The following is a 26,970-nucleotide window of genomic DNA, read 5'->3' as shown; positions in this document are numbered from 1 at the left end:
AAAAATGATAAATTCTTAGCTATTAGAGTTTGATGATAGAAAAGAACTGGGGGAAGTAGCAATGTCAAGTGTACAAATATTTGAAAATACAAGAGAAGGTATCTCATGTGTATACAAAAATAAGGAATGGCTAGTATCAATTAAAAACTGGAAACCCGATAATGATATTTCAGGTGTTAAGCACCTTGAAGTTCATCATGAGACTGACGAACAGTTTATTTTAGTCAATGGTAAAGCTATCTTGATTTCTGCTGACTTAAAAGATTTAAGGTTTGAAAATATTGAATTAACTGAGATGAAAATTGGAAAGGTATATAACGTACCTAAAGAAAAATGGTTTTATTCAATTACACAAAAGAACACCAAAATGATCTATATTCAGCATGCGGAAACTTCATTGACTAATAGTGAGTTTTATGATCTGACTTCCTTGCAAATTAGTGAAATACAGGAAGAAGCAAAAAGGATTTTTAATAAGTAACTCAACTTTCGCAGACTGAAATAGGTAGTTATGCCCGGATAAAGTGAAACTTCAATCTACTGATTATTAGTTGAACCATTCGGGGTGCTAGCGTCCGTCACTCCCACTTAAACACTGAGATTCTCCTTGTTTTGAAGTGGGAATCTTACGGACGGTTGCTCCGGGATAAAGTTGAGTAAGCATGCAACCCATTTGTGCTGTAGTTGACTTTTGACTAGTTCTCTACTTATTTGTCGCTATGTTTAAAAACATCTTCAAGAAACTCGATAAGATGTTGATGGCAGCAACTTAATTAAGTTTAACTGTGGTGTGGCTAGTAAGTAAATCATAAGACTCATTGGACTGAAATTCCTTTTGAAGTTTCAATTCTATAAGTCTTATAGAGCAGAGCACTAGTTTAATATGACAATATGAAAACGCTTGGGTATTTTATATTATTTATCCAACTCGAGAAAATAACAGCACAGCAAGGAGCTTCCCCCCCAACGCCCTATTCTATTCTTCTTGTATTACAGAATAATTCTCTCCGTCGTAGTAATATACATTCATACTTCCCTCAACATAATCGGCATCACTATTATGAAAAAGAACTAGATTTTTCCCTTTTAGTTCAATCATATTCATACGTGTACTACGAAATAAAATTCCAGCATAACCTTTTCTTTTCAAGTATTCCGCTAGATAGTGAAACGGTTTATACACCGATAATTCTGGGTCTTCACTTTGATCAACTGGCTTAAAAACTGCTTCATCAATACTCTTTATAAAGGTTCTACCTATATATTTTTCCGCTTCCCTATTCAACAAGTCTTTGGAAATAAAATTACTTTCCCTTTTTAATACTTCCCACAGAAGTTCTTCATTAAGCTTACCCTGTTTATTAATTAATTCATTTAATCCCTTTTTATTATTCAATATTTCATCTGCTTTTATCTTACTTTGTTCTTGAATTAATTGATCTTGTTCCGCTTCTATGTCCTCAAATGTTATATCTTCATAACATAAATTTAATACCTTAGCATTCTTATTTTCAGGATAAAACTTACACGAAGAAACATATTCTTCCTGTTTCAATCGTAATTCTTCAAAGCAAGTTTTTTCAATTGTGTTTATCGAATCACTGTAATCTACTATTTCATCACCATAACTCAAGTAAAGATATGCAACCCCTGGTGGATTCCATCTATTCATTCCTCTGACAAATTCCTCTTTCGGTACCATTCTTTCATAATCACTAAAGTGCCGCCCTCGTTGGGCTCTATATAAATGTCTGAGATCTCCTAGATTTTTAACAAATACATCAGGATACTTCAAAATACAGTTTTCATGCAAGTCATCAAATACGTCTATAAAATTTCTATGATCATCATCTGGATTTTCGGTGATCCCACTCCAGTGATCATAAATCTGACTTTGAAAATCCTTTTTGTATTCCTTAGCAAATTGCTCGTTTATATTGCCTAATAACATGTGAAAATTCCCTAAATACGATATATAAATTTTAAAACAAAAATCATGAAATACTTTTTTATTTTCTGTTTCAAGCGCTTCATTAAAAACGACAAATAAATTATTTAATGTATACAATATCTTTGTCAAAAAATTAACATTCTTTTTATTCTCTAATCTAATTATTGCTTTTTTCAATATTACAAACTTATAATTGTTTTCAAAAATCTTTTCCATTCTATTCAACTGAAAGACTAAATCGAAATCGTAAAATCGCATAAAAATCTCTCATCCTTTGCAATTCAAATAGTAAAATTAGATACTGTATGCTTTTCTCATTTGTCCATATCAAGGGTCTGACACCGATGTTCATCATCATCAAAGAAAAATTACCTTTTTCATTTTTCCACTCTTTTCTTTTTATAATAGATAGGATTCATAATATCATTGCCATCAATTTAAACAATCGTTAGCTATAAAACGATTGTACTAAGAAAATATTTTTAGTTAAGCAGAAAATAAATAGTGACCAAAAGTATGAACTCGTTTTGCTACATACTTCTAATATGTTGTTCACAATTACTAGATCAAAATATAAGCATGCCATCTTTATTAGAAATGGCATGCTTTATTTGAATGTATCTTATAGAACGTTCTAAATCTCTATCATAACTACTCATCTCTTCGTTGTGCTGAAGTGAGAGACTTCCTAATAGACTTCGGAAATTATTAAATGGTAGTTGATTTTTTCTTAATAACCAGATGAAGTATACCGAATACCGTTAATAATGCACCAGAGAAAATCCAATTAAACAAAAAGCTCGCTGTAACAGGTAATTCATGATCTTTGTTCGTCTCAGCAATCGATGTTTGCTCTTCCAACTCGCTATATGATGGACTATCGTTAGATTCGCTCTCCTCTATAGAATTGTCGCTTCTATCTGTGTCTTCTTGTACATGATTCTGATCTTTTTTCTGTTCGACAGGGTCAGGATCTGCTGCCATAACTGAATCATCAAAGACAGCAAATATACTAAAATGATCAACTGATGCTGAAACTTTACCATTGGTATAATGACCACCTATTTGCATCCATGCATTGTCTGCTTCATTATAATAATAAACATTTAATCCATCTGCAGATCCATTAAATGAATCAACTGTAAATGTTAACGTGACCGGTTCTTTAAATTCACTTAATAATTGATCACCTTCAATAATTCTGAATTGATAGACCGAACTAAGTGCCTGATCAGCTTTAATTGGTGTCTTTGTTTCCGTTAATTCAAATACTATTTCTTTACCAGCCAAATTTCCAGAGGGCAGATACATAGTGACAGCTTCATTCTCAATTTGAATATTACTCCGACGTTCAATTAACATGAGGATCTGCTCACTCGTTAAATGTACTTTAGTTACTTGTTGATCAGACAAATCAATTATGAATTGCTGATTTGTTTTCAGTAACTCAAAGGCAATATCATCTATATAGGCAGTATCTCCTTCTACATCAGGAGAAAGCTTTATAGCTTGTTCAGAGTCAGTTAAACTGATGTCCTTAAAAACTTGTAATCTCTCCTCAATAGCCTTAATGATATTTAATTGAACGATGTCTTCTTCCGTTATCCCAAGTTCAAATGCTTGTTCAATTTTAGTCATGACTTTATTAAAAGCATCTTCATCAGATGGACGAATCTTTTCTAATGGAGGTAGAGTTTCAATAGCGCAATTAACATCATCAACCGTATCTTCTAACAACTGTTGATGGAGGAGTAGCTCAGTTAACTTGCTTTCAAGCGCTTCTAAGTCTGTTAAATTGGTGATATCTTCTTGAGCAACGTTTAAAGACAAGGCTACCTCTACTAGCGCTCTTGCTTCTTCAACATACGCGCGATGATCCAAGTTAATATCTTCTACAGATGGTAAGTTTTTTATTGCCAAAATCGCGATTTCTATTGAATGTTCAGCCATTTCCTTATCTTCTTTTAAGCTTGCTATTTTCACTTCTAAAGCAATCAAGTCTCCTATGTTCTTGATGTCACTTGGTAATGCCCCTAGATCTTGTGCCGTCTTAACATGTTTTCGAGCTTTTATAACTAATTCTTCATCAGCTAAATTTAAGTCATCTAATGATGGAAGTTGCCCAATATTATTTTCAGCATCTTCAATTAAATGCTTTAACTCTATTAGCCTCGCTTCAAGCCCCTCTAATTTATCTAGGTTGGTTATTGATCCTTTTTCTAAGCCCATTTCAACAAGCTGATCAACTTTATTCCTAGCGATTTCTAATTGCTCTTCATCCATTAGCCCAAAAACTTCTTCACTCGGCAGTTCTTCTATTAACATCTCTGTCTCTTTAATTAACCCTGCTATAATCATTTCTTGGGTTAATTCTGTTATAACATCTATCTTTAATGGTTTAGAAAGATGACCTTTTTTACTTTTGGCTTGTAAACTAAATTGATAGGCAGTCGCTGGCGTCAAATCATTTACCCTATAAGTGAAGTTATTCTCATCTCCGGTGTATATCAAATGATCATCTTGATACAAATAGTAAGCTTCTATTCCAAAAGCGTCATCTGCTTCTTGCCACGCTAAATCAACATAGTCTTCACCAACAGAATCTGCGAGAAGCTTCTGACCGTTTTCCCATTCTGGTCCATTATATAAATCAACTTCTAAATCATAGGATTGTTTATGACCAAATATATCTTTTGTTTCATAACTAATAACACCATCAGTGATATCACTCAGTTCTACTTTAAACGTCCCATCTTTTCCAAAAGACACCTTATCCCCATTTATGTAGAGATCTATAAAAGGTAATGTAGCACCACTCACTTGCAACTTATTCTCTACTACAATAAAATCATCATTATAAAATTCAATCGGTATTTCCCATGGTGTATTGGAAACCATTATGTTTGCAATTTGATTAGTACCACCTAACATTAAAACCGTACCATTGCTAGTTCCCCCTATACCATAATTCACTCTTCTCGCATATAGAGTACCATTAATCTTAAGATTACCATAGTTGCGTATCGCACCAAAAACGTAAACATCACCATCAATATCGACATCACCGTTGATTGTTAACGTTGAATTTGGTCCGACATACAAGTCTCCTTCTACCATTTCTTCAGTCCATGTTTGATTTGTATTTATATATGTTTGAGACAATGGGTCTAAACCTAAATCGACAGGTGGAATCACTGTAAAATCTAAGCTCTCTGCTAAATTTAAATCTGATGGCCTATATTGAATATCGTTACCCGCATGATCTATGACCCGAATCGCTCGAAATGTCCACGTTCCCGCTTCATCGAACTCACTTACTCTATGGTCTCCTTCCCAACGATCCGTTTCATTGTTGTAAGTTAACCTGATTAAGACTATTCGATTTTTACTTGGGGGATCATAAAACACCGTCACCTCTTTTACACCGGAATGATCATCTTCCACCTTTGCTTCGATCTCTAATTGATCACCGACCGTTAATTGGTCCTTATTCACTACAATATTTTCTACTGTGGGAGGCGTACCGTCACCATCCGGGTTATCAACGTTAAAATCTAAGTTTTCTACTAAAGTTAAATCTGATGGCCTATATTGAATATCGTTACCCGCATGATCTATGACCCGAATCGCTCGAAATGTCCACGTTCCCGCTTCATCGAACTCACTTACTTCATGTTGTCCTTTCCAACGATCCGTTTCATTGTTGTAAGTTAGCCTAATTGAGACTATTCGATTTTTACTTGGCGGATCATAAAACACCGTCACCTCTTTTACACCGGAGTGATCATCTTCCACATTTGCTTCGATCTCTAATTGATCACCGACCGTTAATTGGTCCTTATTCACTACAATATTTTCTACAGTGGGAGGTGTATCGTCACCATCCGGGTTATCAACGTTAAAATCTAAGCTCTCTGCTAAATTTAAATCTGATGGTCTATATTGAATATCGTTACCCGCTTGATCGATCACGCGAATCGCTCGAAATGTCCATGTCCCCGCTTCATCGAACTCACTTACTTCATGTTGTCCTTCCCAACGATCCGTTTCATTGTTGTAAGTTAACCTGATGAAGACTATTCGATTTTTACTTGGAGGGTCGTAAAATACCGTCACCTCTTTTACACCGGAGTGATCATCTTCCACCTTTGCTTCGATCTCTAATTGATCACCGACCGTTAATTGGTCCTTACTCACGGTAATATCGTTTACCGTAGGTGGCGTTCCATCACCAACTTCTGAAGCTTTTGTAACCGGAACCAGAAAAAGTTGACAAAGCAATAATAATATAAGTCCAATTGTTAAACTTTTGCTAAATAATGTTTTAATTTTCTTTTTAATAATCAAACCAACACACCCCACATAATAAATTACAAAAATAACAAAATAATAAACTTATTTTCTCACAAAAACAGCTGGAGTACAACGTAATTATATGTAACTATTAATCTTTTCAATTAAATTCAAATATATTTAATTGTAAATATTTTAAGGGTTATAAAGGTCTATCTCAACACGTAGCATAAACGGGAACATTTTATCAAGTGGAGTAGACGCCATCTGAGTTCTCGATGCTACAGCTTGTTAAAACGCGTTCGTTTACAAATAGAAAATAAAATATTGTCTCACACTAAAAAAGCACAAAATCACGTTAGATTTCATGCTTTATATAGAACCTTTATCATTTTTTTAATTGGAGGCATTGAATAACCGCCATCACATTACGAGCCGTTCGCGTAAGATTCTCACTTCCTCGTTGTAAGGCTTCTTCTAATGTCGTTAATTCAGGTATAACACTGAAAACAGCGTTGACACCATGATCATAAACAGATTCAAAACCACTATTGATACATCCAGAAAGCACAATAACAGGCTTATGATATTTTTGCGCGACTTTACTTACCGCAATTGGTGTCTTCCCATAAATGGTCTGATGATTGATGCCACCTTCACCCGTAATGACGAGGTCAGCTTGTTTAATCTTTGTTTCAAGATCTAATAACTCAACCATCAAATCGCCACCTCGTTTTAACTCGGCACCTAAAAAAGCCAGTAATCCAGCACCCAAGCCACCCGCAGCACCCGCTCCAGGTACTTTATCAACGTCTTTGCCTGTTACCTCTTTAACCAGTCTGGCATAGTGTACTAAGTTTTGATCAAGTCGCTCAATTTGTTGTGCTGTCGCTCCTTTTTGCGGACCATATATCGCTGAAGCACCTTGTGGGCCTGTCAGTGGGTTATCAACATCACATGCAACATTAAATGTGACATCTTTGATGCGTGGATGCAGTTGGCTAAGATCAATTGTAGCCAGCTCACTTAAGCCTCCACCCGTTGGAGCAATGCACTCACCCGCCTTATTTAACAATTGTCCACCTAAAGCAACAACCATACCAGCACCGCCATCATTGGTTGCACTACCGCCAATACCGAGTAATATTTCTTCAACACCAGTCTCTAATGCATCTCTTATTAATTCACCGACACCATATGTCGTTGTTTCTTCCGGATTTCTTTCAGCGACTGTTAATTTATCTATACCGCTTGCAGCCGCCATTTCAATAACAGCGATTTTTCCATCACCTGACAAACCATAAAATGCTTCAACAGGTGCTTGTCTTGGCCCTTGCACGGTTAACTGTTTTAATGTTCCACCTGTCGCATCAACAAGTGACTGAACCGTTCCTTCACCACCATCTGCCATTGGCACTTTGGTAATGGTTGTTGCTTGATCAACCGCTAAAATGCCCTTCTCAATCGCACGAGCTGCCTGAAAAGCTGTTAAACTTTCTTTAAATGAATCTGGTGCAATAACAATATGCATTCGATACATCCCCCTTTTTAGTCTATTAACCTATGCCCATTACGCCATAAAGTAGAATCGATATTAACATGAGCACCAAACCAATTAATGATTCATACGGTACAAGCTTTAAACGTTCTTTGAAGCCCATCAATACACTACCACCTGTTGCATGAAAGAAACTACCGTGTGGTAAGTGATCGAGAACCGTTGCCCCTGTATGCACCATTGCTGCACCGCCAAGTGCACTAAAACCTGAATCCAGTAGCGGTTGACTAAAGACGGAACTAGCAACAATTGCTCCAGATGTTGTTGAAGCCGTCGCAGCTGACATTAGTATACCTGATAAAGGTGCAAGTAAGAAAATCGGTAAACCTAATGTAGAAACCCCATCAATTAATAGTGTACCTAATGTTGAATTTTGAATAATTCCAGCAATCGTTCCCGTACCAATAAGCAGAATGGCAACGTTAGACATCTTCTGCAATCCAAATTGTGCTTGTTTCAAAATCCCACTAACTTGCCCCATTACTAGTGAACCGACTAAACCACCGACTGGCAATGCAATCATCGGATCAATAATGACATCAAATAATGGACGTAATGATAATAACACCACAGCAACAAGTGGGGCCGTCATCGCACTAAAAAAGCTCGGTAATTGCTTATTCACTTGATCATTATTTTTTAAATCACTATCTGAAATATGAACACCTTTATTTGTTAAGCGTTTCGCTAAAAAATAAGTGACAAATAGAGCGACTAAACCTGGAATCACACCTGCAAGCATAACCGAAGTAAGCGGTGAACCAAAGGCTTCTGAAATAGCAATTGTATTGGGATTAGGTGACATCACATTCCCAGCCTTGCCCCCACCAATCATCGCTAGTAATATCGCTGTTTTACTAATATTTGCTTTCTTTGCAATAACAAGTGCAATGGGTGCTACTGTAATAACAGCAATATCAATAAATACACCGACAGCAGTTAATAATAATGTAGCCAATGCTAAAGCAAATAAGGCACGTGTTTCACCAATTCTTTCAATAATCGTTTGTGCAATTGATTCGGCAGCACCAGTGGTAATTAAGACACCAGCCAATATCCCAGCGGCTAGTATTCTTAGAATAGCCGTCATCATACCTTGTGCACCACCAATCATTAACTCAACGGTCTCTGGTAACGAAGCACCACCGACTAACCCGCCTACTAAAGCACCAATAATTAAACCATAGACCGGTGGGGTTTTAAGAAAAATTAAGCCAATTGCAACAAGTAAACCTATTATAGCTCCTAATGCCCCTATTTCAACTCCCATTATCGTCATCCTCCTCATAATGTAAACGTTTACTACGTTGTTAAGTTTACTATATCCTTGCATTGAATAGATATATTTTCTATACTGATATTTGTGAAGAAAAACACATTTTTTTCGGTACACAGACTAAATAATTCGGTTTTGTAACTTTGGATATATTTACTGAATCCACACTATTGAACACGCTTACTATTTTTCATTAGCGAATCGACTAAAGTTAAGATTAATGAGATGGGGAACAAAAACAGCAATAGGAGGAGACACAGATGAACGTTAGTGTGGCATTAGCACAAGAAATTGTCGAACAAATGAAGCAGATAATTAATCAAGAAGTGAATTATATGAATCAAAAGGGTGTCATTATTGCCAGTACTGACCCTAACAGGATCGGTAATTTCCATGGCGGAGCAAAAACCGTCATTGAAACCAATCAAAAGCTTATTATTGATTATGACAAACAGTTTACCGGTACAAAAAAAGGGATCAATGTCCCGGTTAAAATGGAAAATGAGACGATTGGGGTTATTGGTATTACCGGTGAAAAAGAAGAAGTCGAAAAATATGGTGAAATAATTAAAAAGATGACAGAGATCTTAATAAAAGAAAATTATTTAAATACACTATCTTTCCGAAAACGTGAACAGGATCGGTTATTAATCGAAACACTGCGACAGCATAAGCAATGGGATGAACAAACAAAAATACAACTCAATTTACTTGATTTTGATCGATCACTTAATTATACCTGTGTTGTTGGCAAACCTTCATCGTATTTCTCTAATCAAGAACATGTCTATCATGGGCTTGACCATTATTTCACCCATAACCAGTCGTGTCATTATGCGGTATTACAAGATACCGTCTATTTATTATTTAAAACCAATCATGCCGCGACTGTAACTAATGAACTCAATAAATTAAACCACTTCCTATTTCACGAATTAAAATTAAACTATCACTTTGGTATCAGTCCAGTGGAAAACTTAGCTGTCACGATTTATCAACACTTTAAACAAGCAGAACATGCATTAACATGGGCATTAGTCGAAGCTCAATCGATCGTCTTTTATCAAGACATGGATCTAGGCTTACTGATCACAACTTTGAAGACAGAAGCAAAAACAGCCTTTGTAGATAAAATGCTTGGCGCTATCCCAGAAAATGAGCGTGAAAAACTGAAAGAAATTTTATTAACCTATGGTGCCAACAACAAAAGTATTACCAAAAGCTGTGAAACTTTATTTATTCATAAAAATACATGCCAATATCGGCTCAATAAACTGAAAGACTATACTGGCTATGATCCTAAAGACATCAACGACTATGTCAAACTGTACTTAGCCTTCATTTTGGATGATTAGTCAATTAAATTGCTTAATCGGGGTGATTAACTATCACTATCAAAAAGGGTTTTACCATGCTGCATCATTGTTGCTCGCCTTGACTAATCATATGATCGATTGGGCTTAGCCCTTCGCATTCCTTGAAGATGGGGGGTTCTCGCCTATTTTTGATAAAATGATTTGTTGACATCCGAAATCTGTCCTTCTCACAGAGAAAATAATAGCATTTGTCCATGGCGGGGGTCTGACCCCTGAGTGAAGATCTTGCACCATGTTCGCACGCAATGGATTGAGATGAATATATTTATTCACCTCTAATTCGTACTCAACCGAATCGAGTAATTCTGATCCATAACGGCTTTCAAAAACATGACCAGAATAATGGTATTTGTGATTAAAATAGGTAGCATATTGGGAGTGAAGATATTTCATAATCGTTCCTGTGGGATGATCGATGGTTTCTATGTGTAGATGAATATGATTTGTCATGAGGCAATAGGTATGAAGAATAAATGGATGAAGCAGCTTGGTTTGCTTTAACAGACGAAGGTACTCTAAACGATCGTCATCATCAAAAAACAACGACGTTCTCCGGATACCACGACTCGTAATGTGATACTTAGCTCCAGTAAACCATATCCGTTTTTTCCTAGGCAAAATAGCACCTCCTTTTTATCAAATATAAAGTTGACTTGATACGTTTAAAAAATGGGAGTTTTTTTATATTACATGTAGCAAATGAAGTAGTAACGCGAAGTGTGGTGAATCGCTATACTCGAAGTTTGTAGAATCTTGCAGAATCACTTTGTTATATATTCCTCATTAACATCGGAATCTCCTTCTTTCCTTGAAAAAACTTTTAGTCAGACATGCAAAACAAAAACTAACTACAAAAAATTCCAGTCGCTCCATTTTGTCCATAGCGGAGGGGTGACCCCAGATTGCAAATCGATTTGACTAAATATTGAATCATAATTATGATGTACTTAAGAGTACCGAGTGGCAATCAACACTCGGTCAGTATAACTACAAACCGTATAAAAAGCGGATGACCAAAGCCTATAAGTAAAAAACAAAAGAAGTAGCCGTTATCCTTGGTCAGGGGCGGCTACTTTTTTCTGTTTAAGACGACAATGTATACAATAAGCATAAGTGTAGCTAATAGCATAGAAGGGGTCTGACCCTCGACCAATCATCTTAACACATCACTAAACGTAACTCCTCTTTATCATTTAACAGTCTCTGAATGTCAAAGGAGTGATTAAGCTCACCCGCAACCGAAATACAAACTTTACGATGCGCGACTGCTTGTGGTTGAATAGCCCACACTTTTGCTTGATAATTACATTTCTTTTGAATAACTTCAAACATCCAGCCACTGTAGAAGGCAGGTATAAAACCTAGTTTTTCCCCATTTACAGACATCACTACGACCGCTCTATGGTCATGATCATTTTCAGGGTCTAGAGAGAACTCAACGGTGTCACCCACTTGCAGGTGTTCAATCACCTGATCGCCCTTATAATAACGCCATCCTGCAACAAAAAAATCCAAATCAAATAAGTTGTTCTCCACCAAGATTGGGGCAACAAACTCATAGGAATCAGTCGCTAAAATACCGCCTGTAGCACGTAAAACATCCATTTCTGTACACTCTTGCGAAAGGCCTAATTCTCGAAGCACAGAGGAATAGTCCGGCCTTCGTGAGTCTGGCAGACGGCGAGCAAACGGACCAAAAAGATTATTAGAAGTATATGTCCTATTGGTATCTGGAAATGCTAAATGAGGCCGATAACCATTGTCCATAGCTTCTTCCAATTTTCTTCGATACCCTTTTGTTTCGTATGAAAATATATAGACGCCGTCTTTATGAAGCAACCTACCTATATGGTATCGCTGCCGTGTCTCGACATTTTGCCAGATCAACCACAACTCAAAAGGTCTCTTTCTCATGTGTTTACACTCCCCTCAAACCAATTTAAGATCCATTCCTTCCGGTAAAGTAACAGACGGATCACCCACTCTTTGTCTAATTCGCACATTATATCATTTGAAATATTATTTACTATAGATAATAGCATTCCCTTATTTAATTGTTCTAATCTTGTAACAGTCAATTCAAGATCCCTAGGCATATGACTATGAAGATAAATTAACAGTTCCAAATGCTTCGGTCTCTTTCTACCAGGTAATCCAATGCTAGGATTTCCACGGTTACAAAAGCCTAACAACATCCTATCATCTGTTAGCATTTTTTGCTTTCTTTCCATGACTTCATTAAAGCCAAGTGAAGAGCCATTGTCATAAATAGGTGCCATTCTAATTCCGTTAGTTCCACTAAGAACTCCCCAATTATCACAATGCCGATCGTTATTAGCAATTAACGCATCAAAAACTGGAAAATCTACAAACGCTTTCTCAATATTATATGCTGCAAGGAGTTCTATGATGTTGGGCAACTCATAATAAGTTAATGAACGGCGATTAAAATCCTCAAATCGAGCTAGGAACAAATCTCCGCCTTCATACAATTCTTCTGTCTTAGGACGAAAGTTTTTAGAAATTGTACCTAAAACACCTTCATGTACAGCAAACTCCACTTCAGCTGTATGAAACCCTAACTTTTTACCAACCTTACTTGCTACAAATTCCGCCCAATGTCCACCCGTTCCTTCAGTAGGTATTTTAAAAAGGTATTTTATAACATTTCCAGGATCCAATTCGGGTTTAATTAACCAAAATTTTGTCCGTGTCCCTGAAGCCTGACTTTTAGTATCTCGTTTCCAACTCGAGGTATCGATCATTGGTCATGGCTCCTTAAGCTTAAATCGTTAATATTATAAGTATATAATTTATGTGTCTTTTTGTCACTCAGAAAACAAAAAAACGGTCAAACAACCAATCAAATCACTAGAAATTCATAAATATTCTACACCCCAAAGAGTTTTTAGTGTTTTGTATGTCAGGAACGTATCCAAATTGTACCGTTCACATTTTCTCCAAATACAAATACCCCATCTTAGGTGTGGGTTATTTGACGCTTACATTCAGAACACTGTACAACAGAGCGAACAACCCCATTCCAACTCAAAATGTCTCCCCATTAAAAACAAATGTCCATCATAGGGGTCTGACACCCGATCTAACCATTGACTTCGAATATACAATATTCCTTTTACATATAGTATAGAAAAAGTTAATAATGGAAATAATATTAACGAAAATCATTTTTCGATAAGTTAATGAAGTTTATTTTAAGTTAATTTTTAAGCTATAATGGAGGTGAGGAGGTGTGGGTATTATGAGTCTAGCTGTTATTGAAGAAACGAAAAAAGAAATCGAACAGGCATACATGGAACATAATAAGCCAAAGATTGAAAAAGAAACCAATTATATTCTAAGTCAGCTCGTCATGTTGATGATGGGGGTATTTAGTGATCGGCTTAAAAGTATATATGTGAATACGCAGAATCTTCATTTTAACGAAATGTATATCACATCGAAAAAGAACCAAACAGCTTTACTGAAATGGTTAGAACGATTAGTAAGTTTGGACCACACACTTACCGATGATTACGAATTTGGAAAATTAAAGGTCGATTTTGAACAATGGTATTACCAGATTGGTGGACGGGAAATTACCTTCGACTACCATCAATCTTATCTATTGAAGCCATCAGAAGCAGCAAAACAGCTTGAAGTCTCAACTGTAACTTTAAACAAGTATGTTAAACAGGGTTTTGAATATATTAACAATAAATCTCACTACCGCATACCAAAGCATATGATTCCGCTATGGCATGACACAGCATATTCCATTAAAGTCCAAATGATGTACCAACAAAAAAAGTTATGGAATCAAGAACCAGAAGAGCGACTTAAGGAAGTTGTAGAAGAACTATTAGAGTTTCAAGTGAAATATAAAGCTGATACAGTTAAAGAAGCCTTCCCTACAGTAGATGGAAATAAAGATGGTGCTCTGGTTGACTATTACGAATGGGAAAGTTTAGAAGACGAACTTCATCATTTAAAAGAAATAGTGTATGGAGGTTGAAGGAATGGAGAATAGAACGTATACCGATGTTCACAAGCTTCTCCTTCCTGCTGACCTCCCCTCAATACTAGAGGAATACAAGGATATCTTCGAAAACTATGGAGACATATATGGTAAAGATAAAGTATATCCAAGAATGAAATTAACATCAAATCTATTATCCGTTTTATTTCCATTGATTGAACACCCGGTTTATGGAAAAACAGGATTACTGGCCATTGAAAAATATAAAGACGAAAAAGTGACTAAGTATATGTATCATTGGAAAATCATTATTCCAAAAAAAGGAAAACATAAGCAACATATTTCTGCATGGGGGAATGATCCACATGACGCAAAAAATACACCACCTGAATTGCAGTTCAAATCAGAACCACATCACCATCACCACATTCCTGGTGATTGGAATAAAAGACAAGACAATTGGGATGTATGGACACTAGATGATGCATTTAGATTTGTAGCCCATTTTATTCGGAATGGAGAAGAATATAAACCAGATTAAACGAGAGTATGAGATTGCACAGGAATTTACTACTTTTTTCAAATGCAAGCAAATAGATAATAGATTTTTACTTCCTTTCTCATTAATTCTCTTTACACTCATTTTCCAAATACATAACCCCTCAACCAAAATTAAAAAGGATTATTCGTCAAGTAATATCCTCTAAACCCAATGACGTATGCACTCTCACAAACTGTCCTTCTCACAAAGAAAATAACAGCATTTGTCCATAGCAGGGGTCTGACCCCAATGCAAAAAGAGCCTTACCATGCTTCATCATTGATGCTCTGCTAGACTAATCATATGATCGATTAAAACGACAATTGTGTTAGTTAATAATATAAAATGACATGCTTAATAAAGAAAAGTCAACTGGAATAAATGTGGCACCATCTGACCAACCAAGCGTAAGCATACGAAACCCTTTATAAAAGCGCATTTTTTGGGATGCATGGTCAAAACAGCGAGCTAATAATTCAACCGATTTACTGCGGTTACGATCATACGAAGAATCATCGACAATCAATACTTTGGGGCGATCATAACTCGTTAAGTTGGTTGCTTTTTCAATGGTATGAGCACTTAGAAATAGTAAAAACCTTCTCCAAGCAAAGGTAGACTTGTTTAAAAAGCGATAGACTGCATTCTTTTCTGGACAATCCTTTGCTATGTTACTTTGAAGTACTTGATACCAGTTCTTGTTTTCAAATACCAAACAAAAAATCAATGGAAAAAGATAGGGATGAGTAAGGTAGTTACAAATCTATTGTACTACTTATTATAATGAAGTAATTATCCTCTGCTATATCCATGTCTAAAATTATTTATGTATGGAGTATAATATTCCTTTCCATGAGGATCATACCCTGGATAGGTTATGATAAGTTGGACAGATTCATTAAGGTCATGTAAACTTGATTCAACAATCAATCGGAGGAGAATCAATTATGGCTAAAAGAGAAAGAAGAACATTCTCAAAAGAATTCAAAGAACAAATTGTCCAGCTGCATGCATCAGGCAAGCCCCGAAGTGAGATTATCAAAGAATATGAGCTGACGCCATCTGCCTTTGATAAGTGGGTTCGACAACAGAAAACAAGTGGATCTTTCGAAGAGAAAGACAACAGAACTCCGGAAGAGGCAGAGTTAATCAAACTTCGCAAAGAAAACCAAAGACTTACCATGGAAAATGATATTTTAAAGCAAGCCGCGCTGATCATGGGACGAAAGTAGATGTGATTCGTAATAATCGTCACAAATACTCGGTATCAGCAATGTGCGACGTCCTAGAAATCCCCCGAAGTACGTACTACTATGAAGCAAAGACACGTGACAATCAAGAGGAAGAGGAACTAACAGAACTAATTGTAGACATCTTTAAAAAGAACCGTGGCGTATACGGCCAGCGAAAAATAAAAAAGAAGCTTTTCAAGCTGGGCTGGCAAGTTTCACGTCGCCGTATTGGCCGAATAATGAAAGAACAAGGACTTGTTTCCAAGTACACGATCGCTCAGTTTAGACCGAAGAAAACAACTGTGAATGAATCAGAAATTGGTAATACATTGAATCGAGAATTTGATCAAGAAGAAGAATTAAAGGTTATTGTGAGTGATTTAACCTATGTTCGAGTAAACCTGAAATGGCATTATATTTGTGTTTTAATAGACTTATATAATCGCGAAATCATTGGTTATAGCGCTGGTGCCAATAAGAGTGCCGAGCTAGTTCAGCGTGCCTTTGGGACAGTAAAATACAATCTAAATCGCCTTGAATTATTTCATACAGACCGAGGAAGCGAGTTTAAAAACAAGCTAATAGATGAAGCCCTAGAGACGTTTGGTATTGAACGATCATTGAGCGAAAAAGGTACGCCTTATGATAACGCAGTAGCCGTGGCAACATTTAAAACGATTAAAACAGAATTCGTTAAAGGTAGTATTTTTGCAACGCAACAACAACTTGATCTTGAGTTATTTGATTACGTAAATTGGTTTAATAACATTCGAATTCATGGATCTCTTGACTATTTAACTCCTATAGAATATAAGCGAAAACACCAAACGAAGGCAACTGCTATCGTGTAAAGGAATGCGCACTTTACTTGGAGAGACGGGCATGATAGCCTTCATGGCTGAGCCAGATCTATTGAAACACCTGGCTTCCTGGCTGGTTATCTTGCCCGTAGAGGCTCAAAGTCAAGTGACAAATTGTACGTGCTAGCTTCCAACAAAGCACGAAAACTTAAAACACAACAAACAAGTTTATGTACCCTTTAAAAAAATGTTCAGTTTACTGTTGACATACCACCCATCATTACCATAGCCTTGAACAAAGTATGCCTTCACATCCCATGTTAATGAGGCACCTCCTCCATCTAGCTCAACCATATATGGCAGCAAATCATCTCTAAAAGCAGCCTCTATTTCATCCTTTAGTTCCTTTAATTCAAAAGGATTTTCTGGTGCACCTTTTATATCTCCTAAAAAGTCTACAAATGCTAAATAGTTTGTATATTTATCATCATAATAAATAGCTCTTAACTGTAAATCTATTTTGTTTACCTCTAAATCTAATTCTTGATATACCTCTTGTAGATAATCATAAATTTTACTAATATAAGTCACAGTTTTAAAATGCATACTTAATCTAGAGGACAAATAGAGAAATCCCCTTTTATAATGGGCAGTCCAAAAAGATGGGAAATGTGTATTATAGATTTTCCATCCAACATTATTTGAGCTTTGAGGAAAAAATTGATTGATTAAAGAAAAATTACACGGTTTTAGTAATCTATCCTCTAATTTAACATCATCCCAATAGTCAATCACAATATTCCAATTTGACTGTAACTCTTTGTAAGTCGTTAACAATCCAGTAGTAAGAGGGCTGGTGCAAACTAATAAATATCCATCCGCTTTAGCGCTTTTACAATCTGTTACTAAAGATTGGGATTCCTCCCTGCCAACACTTTTTCCCGAATAAGCTTTATGTTTACACTGAACTAACCAAGTCCTCTCAAAATTACTCAAAGGACCTTGTACTTTTTCGATGACCAATAAATCCCGGCCTCCATCAGGACCTTTCCCAGTCCAATGGGTCTCATAGCCTTCTCGAACAAATATTTCGCGAACTAATCTTTCTAAATCAGTACCATCCATTGAAAGTTCTTTGAAGTCTAACAAAAAACCACCTCCACCAGCAGATCAGTTTTTTTAAAGGTAAAGAATCGCAAATAAAAATCAATAATTCTTTCAAACAACTTTTTTCTGTTCCTGCCCTTGCCACTTTAAGAGAAAATAACACCATTTGTCCATTGCAGGGGTCTGACCCCCGCACTGCAACAATGGGCAGTAGGTACCAACCCACCAATCAACACCCATAAAAGTGGGAAATGACTAGGCACCCAAAACTCCTACTCCCCTAATTGAATAAAATCAAAATTAAGATTATCAGTGGATACGATATTATAAAGAACTAAATCTCCATTGTCTATTTTTATGTCAATATAATTTGCTTTATATTCAATAATTTCAGCAGATGTATTGATTTTTTCTAATAATAAGTCGCTTACTTCCTCTTTAGTAATGAGAATGACAACATCTTCCTCTATCCAATCAAAGATTATATAATATTGTTTATTTATATAATAAATTCCTCTAGTAATCGAGCGATCTATCCCCTCATGAACATCAACAATGTGGCCCTCATAAATCGAATCAACTACCACGCCTTGTTGGCTCAACTTATCCTTTATTGTAATATAGTTTCCATTTATATTGCGGTATTCATTTAATTGCAATAAATTTGTATACGGGTGTCTACTATAAAAATGACTGAACATATAACCATATTTTTCATCTATCGTATCGGCTAGGAAAGTGAACATGAACAGGATAACTAAAGCCATTGGTATGGTGAGCACTAGCTTTAACTTCAAAATAAATATGCCATATACTAATCCAATTATAAACATAAAGAACATAAATACATGTATGTAATTTAGAAACTTATTTCCGCTATATTTTGGATAAGTAAAGAAGACATAATAAATAATCAATATTAAAATAATCATCAAACTAATAATTGTAATATGTTTTAGAGCTCTGACCAATCTAATCACCACTTTGTAAGGAAGAGGGGCGATAGACCCCTCTTATATTTTTTTTCACCGATTTAAATACTCAAGAACTTTGTTAACTGTTTCAGTTCTTTTCGGTGCTTGTCCATGGAAATGATTAGCAACATTATGGAATGGTATTGTGTCGATCACCATTCCATAGGAATCTGCCATAATGTGCTTTCCGTTTCCAAAATCTTTATAAGTTATCCCGAGCTGACTTTGATTATTTACAACATTATCACCTCCGCTGTCCGTAAAGGTAAAGACAACGGATGACTGGAACTCTGGGAATTCATCAAAAAAAACATCCGCAATACTTTCTCTAAAATCAGTAAAACTATCTACTTGTGGCGTCACATCAAACATAAAGGTTTTATTTCTTAATGCCTTTGGCAGTAAATATGGCGCAAAATCATCGTATCCTGCTACAAAGGAATACCTCGTTGATCCATGACCATTATAGTTTAATGCTGTTGTTTGGAAACTGTTAATATACTTTTGCTTACTTTGGTTAAAGAAGAACATGAGTTGCCTTTTACCTCCGTATAACAAACCATTTGGTTCAAGGTCCATATGCAAAGGTCCCGTCTCAAGGAATCCCCATGTTGGTATACTACTACTTACAGTAGCACCCCCACTTCCCCAATGTGGTGTATTTAATGTGATCAATTTCCAAGTCCGGTAAATCAAGTGAAACTTCTACAGACGTACTCAATTCAAACGTTTTTTCTCCGATTACAAGCGTATGCGTTTCAGTGAAAACATCATGTCTTCCAATTGCATACGCATTCGAAATGAATGATGTACCAAGAACCGCGAGTAAAAAAACCAAGGCCGCACCCTTGATTACTTGTTTCTTTCTGATCCTTTTAATAGCTACGATCAATGTAGCAACTGACACCATTAATATAATGAAATAAACAAATAACTGGTACTATCTCCTGTCTCAGGTGGTGTCACTCCTGCTTCCTCACTATCCGAGTTTTTTTCTACTTTCGTTTCGGAAGACTGTCCGCTATTATTACTGTCACCACCTTCAACAATTGGCTCAACAACAGGAACTTCATTGCCATTCTGATTATTATTGCCGTCTTAGCTTACTCTAGCTGTAAACTGAAGCGAAACCTCAGATAAAGCCGACAATTCTTCCAACTCCCAAACTAATGTGTTCCCTTGAATCTCTGAATCTGTATCTACGACTTCAAGTCCTTCGGGCATGCTTGTTGTAATAACAATATCATTCCCCTGCACATCTAGTAAGTTTTCAATATTAATACTGTATGTGATTTCGTCTACTTCATCATAAGTATCTTTATCTGTTTTCACCTCTATATTTATGAATGAGGCATCATTTGCACTGGCTGCAGATAAAAAATGTGGTAAAAACAGAACAGATGCCAATGTTAAAATCTGATCACCTGCGTTAACTTCTGATTTAGAATCAATCCGAGATTTTCTCATGATATCACTCAGATAATCATCAAATGCTTGTGTTTCATTCAACAGCGTTACCATCCATGTAGTATCTTCAGACGTATAAACAGAAATTATTTCCCATTGATACTGCAAATCGTTAAACTCCGTTGTAATGATACGATGATCTTCAAAATAGTCCTGTTCCAAGTACTTCTTCAAACTTCCAAACATGCTCCCGTTTTTCCTATGCTCGGCCGCACGGTCTGACTCCTATGTATTAAAACATCGGCCCTGATATCTGGTATCTTTAAAAACACCCTTGAAACAGATGAGGTTCCCATCATGTTGTCAAAGGTGTTTTATCCATTACAGCTTAAACTGTTCAATTAGGTTTTTCAAATCAACCGCTAACTCAGCAAGACTTAAACTTGAGCGAGAGGCCTCCTCCATCGATGCTGTCTGTTCTTCTGTCGCAGCAGATACTTCTTCTGTCGCAGCAGAGTTTTCTTCTGCGATCGCTGATAAGTTTTCTAGTGACGAGACAATTTCATCTTTAATTTCTGACATCTGTCGACCTGTATCATTTAAACTATTAACTGCTTGGTCTGACGTACGCATCGTCTCTTCAATTTGTTGGTACTTTGTTTGCGTCAATTTAACGCTAGAGAGTTGCTCCTCCAGTGCTTTTGACACGTCGTCCATCACTTTAACCGAACGCCCAGCATTTGCTTGCAACTCTTTAACAATCTGATCAATAGAGACCGTCGAATCGGTTGACTGTTCTGCGAGCTTACGAATTTCTTCGGCCACAACAGAGAATCCTTTACCAGCTTCACCCGCACGTGCGGCTTCAATCGCAGCATTAAGTGCTAAAAGATTAGTCTGCTCAGCAATATTTGCGATCACACTGCTTGCTTCACCAATTCGTTGAGAACTTTCATTAGTATTTTTGATACCGTATCCCACTTCTTTGGTCGCTTTTGATGTCTGGTCTGATATAGATGCCAAACGTTTAATTTCAACCATACCTTCTTCAACTGCTCGGTTAACTTCTTTAAATGCTTGATTTAAACTAGCAACGACTTCTTGTTCTTGTTCAACAACGTTTCCAAGCTGATACGCTTTTTCAGATCCGGCTTCGGTATTTTCTGCCTGATTCTCCGCACCATTAGCGATGTCTTGAATCGTTGAAGCAACCTCTTCTGAAGCTGAAGCTGACTGTTGAGACGTGGCTGTTAATTGTTCTGAGGCAGCAGAGACATCACCTGCTGATTCATCAATTTGACGAATAATCCTGCGCATATTTTCAGTGACAGCTTGAAGCGAGGCTGCTAACTGTCCTACCTCATCTTTACTTTTTAGTAAGGAAGGATCAATATCTTGACTTAAATCTAATCTGCCAATCTGTTCTGCTGATTGTGAGACTAATCGGATTGGCTTAGATATGCCCGAACCGACAATAAAAGTTAAGATAATGGCAATCAATACTGCACCTGCGACCATAATAATCGCCGTTCGTTGTAAGTCATTTACTGATGATAAGACTTCTTGTTCATCTGCTGTTACAACAAGATTCCAACCTGTATCTCCAACATTAGCATAACCTATATATAAATGATTTCCTCTAAATGTATAACTATCTACACCAGCTTCTGAGGCAAGTATGTCCTCAAATTGTGTGGCCACAGAAGATAAAGATGAATCTTCTTCAGATAATGCAATTGGATTAAAGAAATCTCGAATCATTTCGCGATCACGGTGAGCGACAACGGTTCCGGTGTCATCAATCATATATGCATAGCCACTCTCACCAACTTGAATATCTTCAACAATCACACTTAAAAAGTCAGCGTCTCCAACAGCTACTATAACGCCCGTAACTTGTCCATCCTCAACAATAGGTACTGATGTCACCATAACCAATCGGTCTCCATCAGCTGCATTAACACTTGTCGACGGTGGCATTAAACCACGCTCACCTTGTAATGATTGTTGGTAATATTCGCGTTCAGAAATATCGACGATATCACCATCATCACCGTAAGAATCTGATAAATACAAGTTACCATTAAGGTCGGCAATGCCGATGCGCAAATAACCTGTTTCTTGTGCACGCTCTTTAAACACATTCATCGCTTCATCAATATCACGCGTGTCTTCCTTGATTTGTGGAAGATTGGCTAGACCTTCAAGATAAAGAAATTCCGCATGAATCCTGCTATCGGCAACGCGCGCCGCTTCATTTGACAAAGAAAGCAAACTTTCTTCTGCATCATTTTTAATTGAGATACTAGCCCCGTTCATAATCACAATCCCTAAAACAATTAAAGCTACTGTCATTATGACAGAGAAATATACGACTAACTTCGTGCTGATACTTTTCATCTAGAAAATCCCCCTTTGATGTTATTATAAACGTATACAGAAAGGCGCTAACTTTGTTACCCCGTTCTCCGGATACCACGACTCGCAATGTGATATTTAGCTCTAGGAAACAAAATACTTTTTTTCCTTGGCAAAATTGCACCTCCTATTTAAAAATTTAAAATAAACCTGTTAACCTTTGAGAATGATAGCATTAAATGTTACATGGACCTGATCAAGCTGCGACGGGGAGGGTAGAGAGATTGGACGTTCATACTCGAAATTTGTAGAATTTTGTAGAATCCCTTTATTATATAATTCATCGTTCCGGACTGAAACTCCTTCTTTCCTTGCAAAAAACTTTTAGCAAGATAGGTAAAAGTAAAACTGGCTGCTAAAAGTTCCTTTTATAGGGGGCGATCTGAATGTGAGGTATGGCTCAATTTTATATAGTCAAATCCCCCCAATAATTGATCGTTCTTATCTAAGATGCTATTAGCCATTGCAGCTAATCCTTCAATGTCTAGTTTTACATTGAGAGTGTTTAATTGTTTTGGTGTAATACTCGCATCCGCTTGTGCCAAATTAGAGACCTTATTTTTGTAGTATTTTCTATTATTAGTAGCTTCATTTTAGTTTCATGCTTTTCATTTGAAATTTTTTCTCTATGTCATGACACATTGTAGTCATATGTTATTTTATGATACCTAGCATTTAAATCCATACTACTATGAATAATTACAATCTGATCTTTCCGCCAAAAGCAGACAAAATCTTTGTTAAACCTGATTAACTCTCTATTGCTCAATACTTCACATAATTGCAAAATTAAAAGACACGCCCAATGGACGCGTCTAAAGTCCTCTATTAATCCCTCGCAAACAAATCTCTCGTATAAACCTTATCTTCAACATCTCTAATATCATCGGTTAATCGGTTCGCAACAATGACATCGGAGATTTGCTTGAATTCGTCAAAGTCTTTTACGACACGTGAATGATAAAATTCATCTTCTTGTAAAACCGGTTCGTATACGACCACTTCAATTCCTTTCGCTTTTAGGCGTTTCATCACGCCTTGAATTGCGGATTGTCTGAAGTTATCTGAATCCATCTTCATGGTTAGGCGATAAATCCCTACGACCTTTGGATCTCGTTTCAGTATCATGTCCGACACATGGTCTTTTCTTGTTCGGTTAGCATCGACAATCGCAGACATAATATTTTGTGGCACATCAGAATAGTTTGCTAATAATTGTTTCGTATCTTTCGGTAAACAGTAGCCACCATAACCGAATGATGGATTGTTATAATGATCTCCGATACGTGGATCATAGCCCACACCTTCGATAATCTGCTTGGCATCAAGACCTCTTATCTCCGCATAAGAATCTAATTCATTGAAATATGCGACGCGTAAAGCCAAATATGTATTCGCAAATAACTTAATGGCTTCTGCTTCTGTAGCATCAGTAAATAAAACGGCAATATCTTCTTTTATTGCACCTTCTACTAAAAGATCGGCAAACGTTTGGGCACGTGGTGATTGTTCTCCAACGACAATTCGTGATGGGTATAGGTTGTCATAAAGCGCTTTTCCCTCTCGTAAAAACTCTGGGGAGAAAACAATATTTTCTGTTTTGAATTTTGCCCGCACTTCTAATGTATACCCAACAGGGACAGTTGATTTAATAATCATCGTAGCCTCTGGATTAATCTCGATAACATCTTCAATGACCCGTTCTACTGTAGTTGTATCAAAATAGTTCTTCTCTGGATCATAATTTGTCGGTGTAGAAATAATAACAAACTCTGCACCTTGATATGCTACATTCGGGTTGGTTGTCGCTACTAAGTTCAATGGTTTAGTCGCCAAAAAGTCTTCGATCTCTGGATCAACAATCGGTGATTTTTTATTATTGATCATTTCAACCTTTTCTTCTATAATATCCAATGCCACTACCTCATTGTGTTGCGCCAATAAAATAGCATTCGATAAACCAACATAACCCGTTCCTGCTACTGCAATTTTCATTTTCTTCACCGTCCTTCGTCATTATGGTAATATTCCATATACCATTCCACAAACTGTTTTAACCCTTGATCAATCGTGGTTGTTGGGGCAAAGCCTGTTGTTTGTTGTAGCTCATCAATATCTGCATAAGTGGCTTGTACATCTCCAGGTTGCATCGGTAAAAATTGTTTATTCGCTTCCACACCGATATGCTTTTCTAATGTTTGGATAAAATCCATCAACTTCACTGGTTGATTATTTCCGATGTTGTATACTTTATATGGCGCATGGCTCGCACTTGGTGTTGGGTGTTCTCGATCATAATCCGGATTCGCTTTCGGTGGGTGATCGAGCAACCGAACAATTCCGTCCACGATATCATCCACATAGGTAAAATCTCGCATCATTTCGCCATTGTTAAACACCTTAATCGTTTCCCCTGCAAGGATATTTTTTGTGAAAGAAAAATAAGCCATGTCAGGACGCCCCATAGGTCCATATACCGTGAAGAAGCGCAAACCTGTAGTTGGAATGTTGTATAGGTGACTATACGTATGGGCCATCAATTCATTCGATTTCTTCGTTGCTGCATATAAACTAATTGGGTGATTCACTTCATCTTCTGTTGAGAATGGCATCTTCACATTTGCACCATAGACAGAGCTTGATGATGCATAGATCAGATGGTTCACGTTGAAATGTCGAGCGGCTTCTAAAATATTCACAAAACCTACAATATTGGAATCAACATACACATGTGGATTCTCTAAACTATAGCGAACCCCAGCTTGTGCCGCTAGATTGATAATAATATCAATCTTTTCTTTTTCAAACACTTGATTTAGCGCTTCTCTATCTTCTAATGTTTGCTCGTAAAACACAAAATCCTGATAACTCTCTAGAATCGCTAAACGATCTTTTTTTAACTGAACATCGTAATAGTCATTAAGATTGTCATAACCAATGACACGATGACCTTCTTCTAATAACCGTTTAGAAAGGTGCATACCGATGAAACCGGCGGCGCCTGTAACTAGGATGGTTCGCATTACGATTACTCCTCCAGCTTACTTTTTTAAGTCGTACTGATGATCAAAATATTTCTGGTATTCCCCACTAATGATTTGCTTCCACCAGTCTTTGTTCGCTATATACCATTGAATCGTTTGATTAATACCTGTATCAAAATTATATTTAGGTTTCCAGCCTAATTTCTCGAGCTTTGTCGGATCAATAGCATATCTTTTATCATGTCCTAATCGGTCTTTCACAAATTCGATAAGCTCTTCAGATTTATTCAAACTATTTATTATTGTTTTTACAACCTCTAAATTTGTTCTTTCATTATGCCCACCAACATTATATACTTCCCCAACTCGGCCTTCATGCATAACCAAATCTATCGCGGTACAATGATCATAAACATGTAACCAATCGCGAATATTATCTCCTTCACCGTATACAGGAACTTTTTCTTCATTTAAAACTCTTGAAATCGTTAGAGGAATAAGCTTTTCTGGAAAATGATAAGGTCCATAATTATTAGAACAGCGAGTAATATTTACTGGTAAATTATATGTCTCATGGTATGCTCTAACTAGCATATCTGACGAAGCTTTACTAGCACTGTATGGACTATTAGGTTGTAAAGGGGTTTCCTCTGTAAAAAACGTTTTGCAGTCAAACGTCAATTCTCCATAAACTTCATCTGTTGATACATGGACAAACTTATTGATACCGAATGTTTTAGAAGCATCTAGTAGAACTTGTGTACCTTGAACATTTGTTTTAATAAATATTTCAGGATCTTCTATTGAACGATCAACATGACTTTCTGCCGCAAAATGAATAACATAATCAAATTGTTCTTTTTCAAATAAAGCCATTATAGACTCTCTATCTGCTACATCTGCCTGAACAAATGAATAGTTTTCTTTAGCTTCTATACTTTGGTGTTTTGTTAAATCCCCCGCATACGTTAATTTATCTAGATTACATACGGTATAATCAGGATATTTATCAACCATGTATTGAACAAAATTTCCTCCAATAAACCCTGCTCCACCTGTTACCAACACTCTCAT

The 26,970-nt window shown here is 36.6% G+C and carries 21 protein-coding genes and 1 pseudogene; 5 read left to right on the top strand and 17 right to left on the bottom strand.

Annotated features, from left to right (window positions below; genetic code table 11):
- Window positions 1-61 precede the first annotated feature (61 nt).
- A complete protein-coding gene (locus OWO01_RS07345) occupies window positions 62-481 on the top strand; it encodes a cupin (protein ID WP_268779793.1) in 420 nt (139 codons plus the stop codon).
- 495 nt (window positions 482-976) lie between these two features.
- On the opposite strand, the gene OWO01_RS07340 is transcribed toward OWO01_RS07345, so the two are convergent.
- The 4 genes from OWO01_RS07340 to OWO01_RS07325 form a co-directional block, all read right to left on the bottom strand.
- A complete protein-coding gene (locus OWO01_RS07340) occupies window positions 977-2,209 on the bottom strand; it encodes a hypothetical protein (RefSeq protein ID WP_268779792.1) in 1,233 nt (410 codons plus the stop codon).
- Between the two features lie 450 nt (window positions 2,210-2,659).
- The gene (locus OWO01_RS07335) at window positions 2,660-6,298 is read right to left on the bottom strand and encodes a fibronectin type III domain-containing protein (RefSeq protein WP_268779791.1); all 3,639 of its coding nucleotides are present in this window, start codon (window positions 6,296-6,298) and stop codon (window positions 2,660-2,662) included.
- Window positions 6,299-6,632: 334 nt separating this feature from the next.
- A complete protein-coding gene (locus OWO01_RS07330; protein ID WP_268779790.1) occupies window positions 6,633-7,775 on the bottom strand; it encodes a glycerate kinase in 1,143 nt (380 codons plus the stop codon).
- Between the two features lie 25 nt (window positions 7,776-7,800).
- The gene (locus OWO01_RS07325) at window positions 7,801-9,135 is read right to left on the bottom strand and encodes a GntP family permease (protein WP_268779789.1); all 1,335 of its coding nucleotides are present in this window, start codon (window positions 9,133-9,135) and stop codon (window positions 7,801-7,803) included.
- Window positions 9,136-9,338: 203 nt separating this feature from the next.
- On the opposite strand from OWO01_RS07325, the gene OWO01_RS07320 reads away from it, so the two are divergent.
- Window positions 9,339-10,433: a CdaR family transcriptional regulator gene (locus OWO01_RS07320; protein WP_268779788.1), complete on the top strand. Its 1,095-nt coding sequence runs from the start codon at window positions 9,339-9,341 to the stop codon at window positions 10,431-10,433.
- A gap of 105 nt (window positions 10,434-10,538) precedes the next feature.
- Here OWO01_RS07320 and OWO01_RS07315 read toward each other — a convergent pair whose 3' ends face one another.
- The 3 genes from OWO01_RS07315 to OWO01_RS07305 all read right to left on the bottom strand — a co-directional run bounded on the left by OWO01_RS07315 (window position 10,539) and on the right by OWO01_RS07305 (window position 13,219).
- Window positions 10,539-11,072, bottom strand: a complete 534-nt coding sequence (locus OWO01_RS07315; RefSeq protein WP_268779787.1) for a transposase — start codon at window positions 11,070-11,072, stop codon at window positions 10,539-10,541.
- 540 nt (window positions 11,073-11,612) lie between these two features.
- Entirely contained in the window at window positions 11,613-12,368 is a 756-nt protein-coding gene (locus tag OWO01_RS07310) for an HIRAN domain-containing protein (RefSeq protein WP_268779786.1), read from the bottom strand.
- A complete protein-coding gene (locus OWO01_RS07305; RefSeq protein ID WP_268779785.1) occupies window positions 12,365-13,219 on the bottom strand; it encodes a HipA domain-containing protein in 855 nt (284 codons plus the stop codon). Before OWO01_RS07305 ends, OWO01_RS07310 begins: the two co-directional genes overlap by 4 nt.
- Window positions 13,220-13,716: 497 nt before the next feature.
- On the opposite strand from OWO01_RS07305, the gene OWO01_RS07300 reads away from it, so the two are divergent.
- Together OWO01_RS07300 and OWO01_RS07295 are read left to right on the top strand one after the other, a co-directional pair.
- Entirely contained in the window at window positions 13,717-14,469 is a 753-nt protein-coding gene (locus tag OWO01_RS07300; RefSeq protein WP_268779784.1) for a MerR family transcriptional regulator, read from the top strand.
- A gap of 4 nt (window positions 14,470-14,473) precedes the next feature.
- Window positions 14,474-14,974, top strand: a complete 501-nt coding sequence (locus OWO01_RS07295) for a DUF6516 family protein (protein WP_268779783.1) — start codon at window positions 14,474-14,476, stop codon at window positions 14,972-14,974.
- A gap of 352 nt (window positions 14,975-15,326) precedes the next feature.
- Here OWO01_RS07295 and OWO01_RS07290 read toward each other — a convergent pair.
- Window positions 15,327-15,713: pseudogene (locus tag OWO01_RS07290) on the bottom strand (transposase); the annotation flags it as partial.
- A 208-nt stretch (window positions 15,714-15,921) separates the two neighbouring features.
- Here OWO01_RS07290 and OWO01_RS07285 point away from each other — a divergent pair.
- Window positions 15,922-17,057, top strand: a protein-coding gene (locus OWO01_RS07285; RefSeq protein WP_268779782.1) for an IS3 family transposase whose coding sequence is annotated in 2 segments (ribosomal slippage) — window positions 15,922-16,171 and window positions 16,171-17,057 — 1,137 coding nt in all. Because the reading frame shifts where the segments join, the coding sequence is not laid out codon by codon here.
- A gap of 177 nt (window positions 17,058-17,234) precedes the next feature.
- On the opposite strand, the gene OWO01_RS07280 is transcribed toward OWO01_RS07285, so the two are convergent.
- From OWO01_RS07280 to rfbB, 9 genes are all read right to left on the bottom strand, one after another.
- Window positions 17,235-18,155, bottom strand: a complete 921-nt coding sequence (locus OWO01_RS07280; protein ID WP_268779781.1) for a restriction endonuclease — start codon at window positions 18,153-18,155, stop codon at window positions 17,235-17,237.
- Window positions 18,156-18,385: 230 nt separating this feature from the next.
- A complete protein-coding gene (locus OWO01_RS07275; protein WP_268779780.1) occupies window positions 18,386-19,084 on the bottom strand; it encodes a hypothetical protein in 699 nt (232 codons plus the stop codon).
- 54 nt (window positions 19,085-19,138) lie between these two features.
- Window positions 19,139-19,762 (bottom strand): hypothetical protein, encoded by a 624-nt coding sequence (locus tag OWO01_RS07270; RefSeq protein ID WP_268779779.1) that lies wholly within the window; start codon window positions 19,760-19,762, stop codon window positions 19,139-19,141.
- A gap of 423 nt (window positions 19,763-20,185) precedes the next feature.
- The gene (locus OWO01_RS07265; RefSeq protein ID WP_268779778.1) at window positions 20,186-20,728 is read right to left on the bottom strand and encodes a hypothetical protein; all 543 of its coding nucleotides are present in this window, start codon (window positions 20,726-20,728) and stop codon (window positions 20,186-20,188) included.
- 147 nt (window positions 20,729-20,875) lie between these two features.
- On the bottom strand, window positions 20,876-22,894 hold the full coding sequence (locus tag OWO01_RS07260; protein ID WP_268779777.1) for a methyl-accepting chemotaxis protein: 2,019 nt from the start codon (window positions 22,892-22,894) through the stop codon (window positions 20,876-20,878).
- Between the two features lie 386 nt (window positions 22,895-23,280).
- Window positions 23,281-23,457: a hypothetical protein gene (locus OWO01_RS07255; protein WP_268779776.1), complete on the bottom strand. Its 177-nt coding sequence runs from the start codon at window positions 23,455-23,457 to the stop codon at window positions 23,281-23,283.
- Window positions 23,458-23,740: 283 nt separating this feature from the next.
- A complete protein-coding gene (locus OWO01_RS07250) occupies window positions 23,741-24,907 on the bottom strand; it encodes a nucleotide sugar dehydrogenase (RefSeq protein ID WP_268779775.1) in 1,167 nt (388 codons plus the stop codon).
- Window positions 24,908-24,912: 5 nt separating this feature from the next.
- Complete coding sequence (locus OWO01_RS07245; RefSeq protein WP_268779774.1) at window positions 24,913-25,935, bottom strand: NAD-dependent epimerase; 1,023 nt, start codon at window positions 25,933-25,935, stop codon at window positions 24,913-24,915.
- A gap of 18 nt (window positions 25,936-25,953) precedes the next feature.
- Window positions 25,954-26,970 (bottom strand): dTDP-glucose 4,6-dehydratase, encoded by a 1,017-nt coding sequence (gene rfbB / locus OWO01_RS07240; RefSeq protein ID WP_268779773.1) that lies wholly within the window; start codon window positions 26,968-26,970, stop codon window positions 25,954-25,956.

Origin of the sequence: Natronobacillus azotifigens (assembly GCF_026805325.1) — a bacterium.
In the GTDB taxonomy this organism is placed as follows: Bacteria; Bacillota; Bacilli; order Bacillales; family Amphibacillaceae; genus Natronobacillus; species Natronobacillus azotifigens.
The sequence above is the reverse complement of the archived record's forward strand: the minus strand, read 5'-3'. Positions and strand labels throughout refer to the sequence as shown.

Excerpts from the sequence above, each read along its gene's own strand:
- OWO01_RS07345 (WP_268779793.1), top strand. The coding sequence starts at position 62 with ATGTCAAGTGTACAAATATTTGAAAATACAAGAGAAGGTATCTCATGT.
- OWO01_RS07340 (WP_268779792.1), bottom strand. The coding sequence starts at position 2,209 with ATGCGATTTTACGATTTCGATTTAGTCTTTCAGTTGAATAGAATGGAA.
- OWO01_RS07330 (WP_268779790.1), bottom strand. The coding sequence starts at position 7,775 with ATGCATATTGTTATTGCACCAGATTCATTTAAAGAAAGTTTAACAGCT.
- OWO01_RS07325 (WP_268779789.1), bottom strand. The coding sequence starts at position 9,135 with ATGCAAGGATATAGTAAACTTAACAACGTAGTAAACGTTTACATTATG.
- OWO01_RS07320 (WP_268779788.1), top strand. The coding sequence starts at position 9,339 with ATGAACGTTAGTGTGGCATTAGCACAAGAAATTGTCGAACAAATGAAG.
- OWO01_RS07310 (WP_268779786.1), bottom strand. The coding sequence starts at position 12,368 with ATGAGAAAGAGACCTTTTGAGTTGTGGTTGATCTGGCAAAATGTCGAG.
- OWO01_RS07305 (WP_268779785.1), bottom strand. The coding sequence starts at position 13,219 with ATGATCGATACCTCGAGTTGGAAACGAGATACTAAAAGTCAGGCTTCA.
- OWO01_RS07300 (WP_268779784.1), top strand. The coding sequence starts at position 13,717 with ATGAGTCTAGCTGTTATTGAAGAAACGAAAAAAGAAATCGAACAGGCA.
- OWO01_RS07295 (WP_268779783.1), top strand. The coding sequence starts at position 14,474 with ATGGAGAATAGAACGTATACCGATGTTCACAAGCTTCTCCTTCCTGCT.
- OWO01_RS07260 (WP_268779777.1), bottom strand. The coding sequence starts at position 22,894 with ATGAAAAGTATCAGCACGAAGTTAGTCGTATATTTCTCTGTCATAATG.
- OWO01_RS07250 (WP_268779775.1), bottom strand. The coding sequence starts at position 24,907 with ATGAAAATTGCAGTAGCAGGAACGGGTTATGTTGGTTTATCGAATGCT.
- OWO01_RS07245 (WP_268779774.1), bottom strand. The coding sequence starts at position 25,935 with ATGCGAACCATCCTAGTTACAGGCGCCGCCGGTTTCATCGGTATGCAC.
- rfbB (WP_268779773.1), bottom strand. The coding sequence starts at position 26,970 with ATGAGAGTGTTGGTAACAGGTGGAGCAGGGTTTATTGGAGGAAATTTT.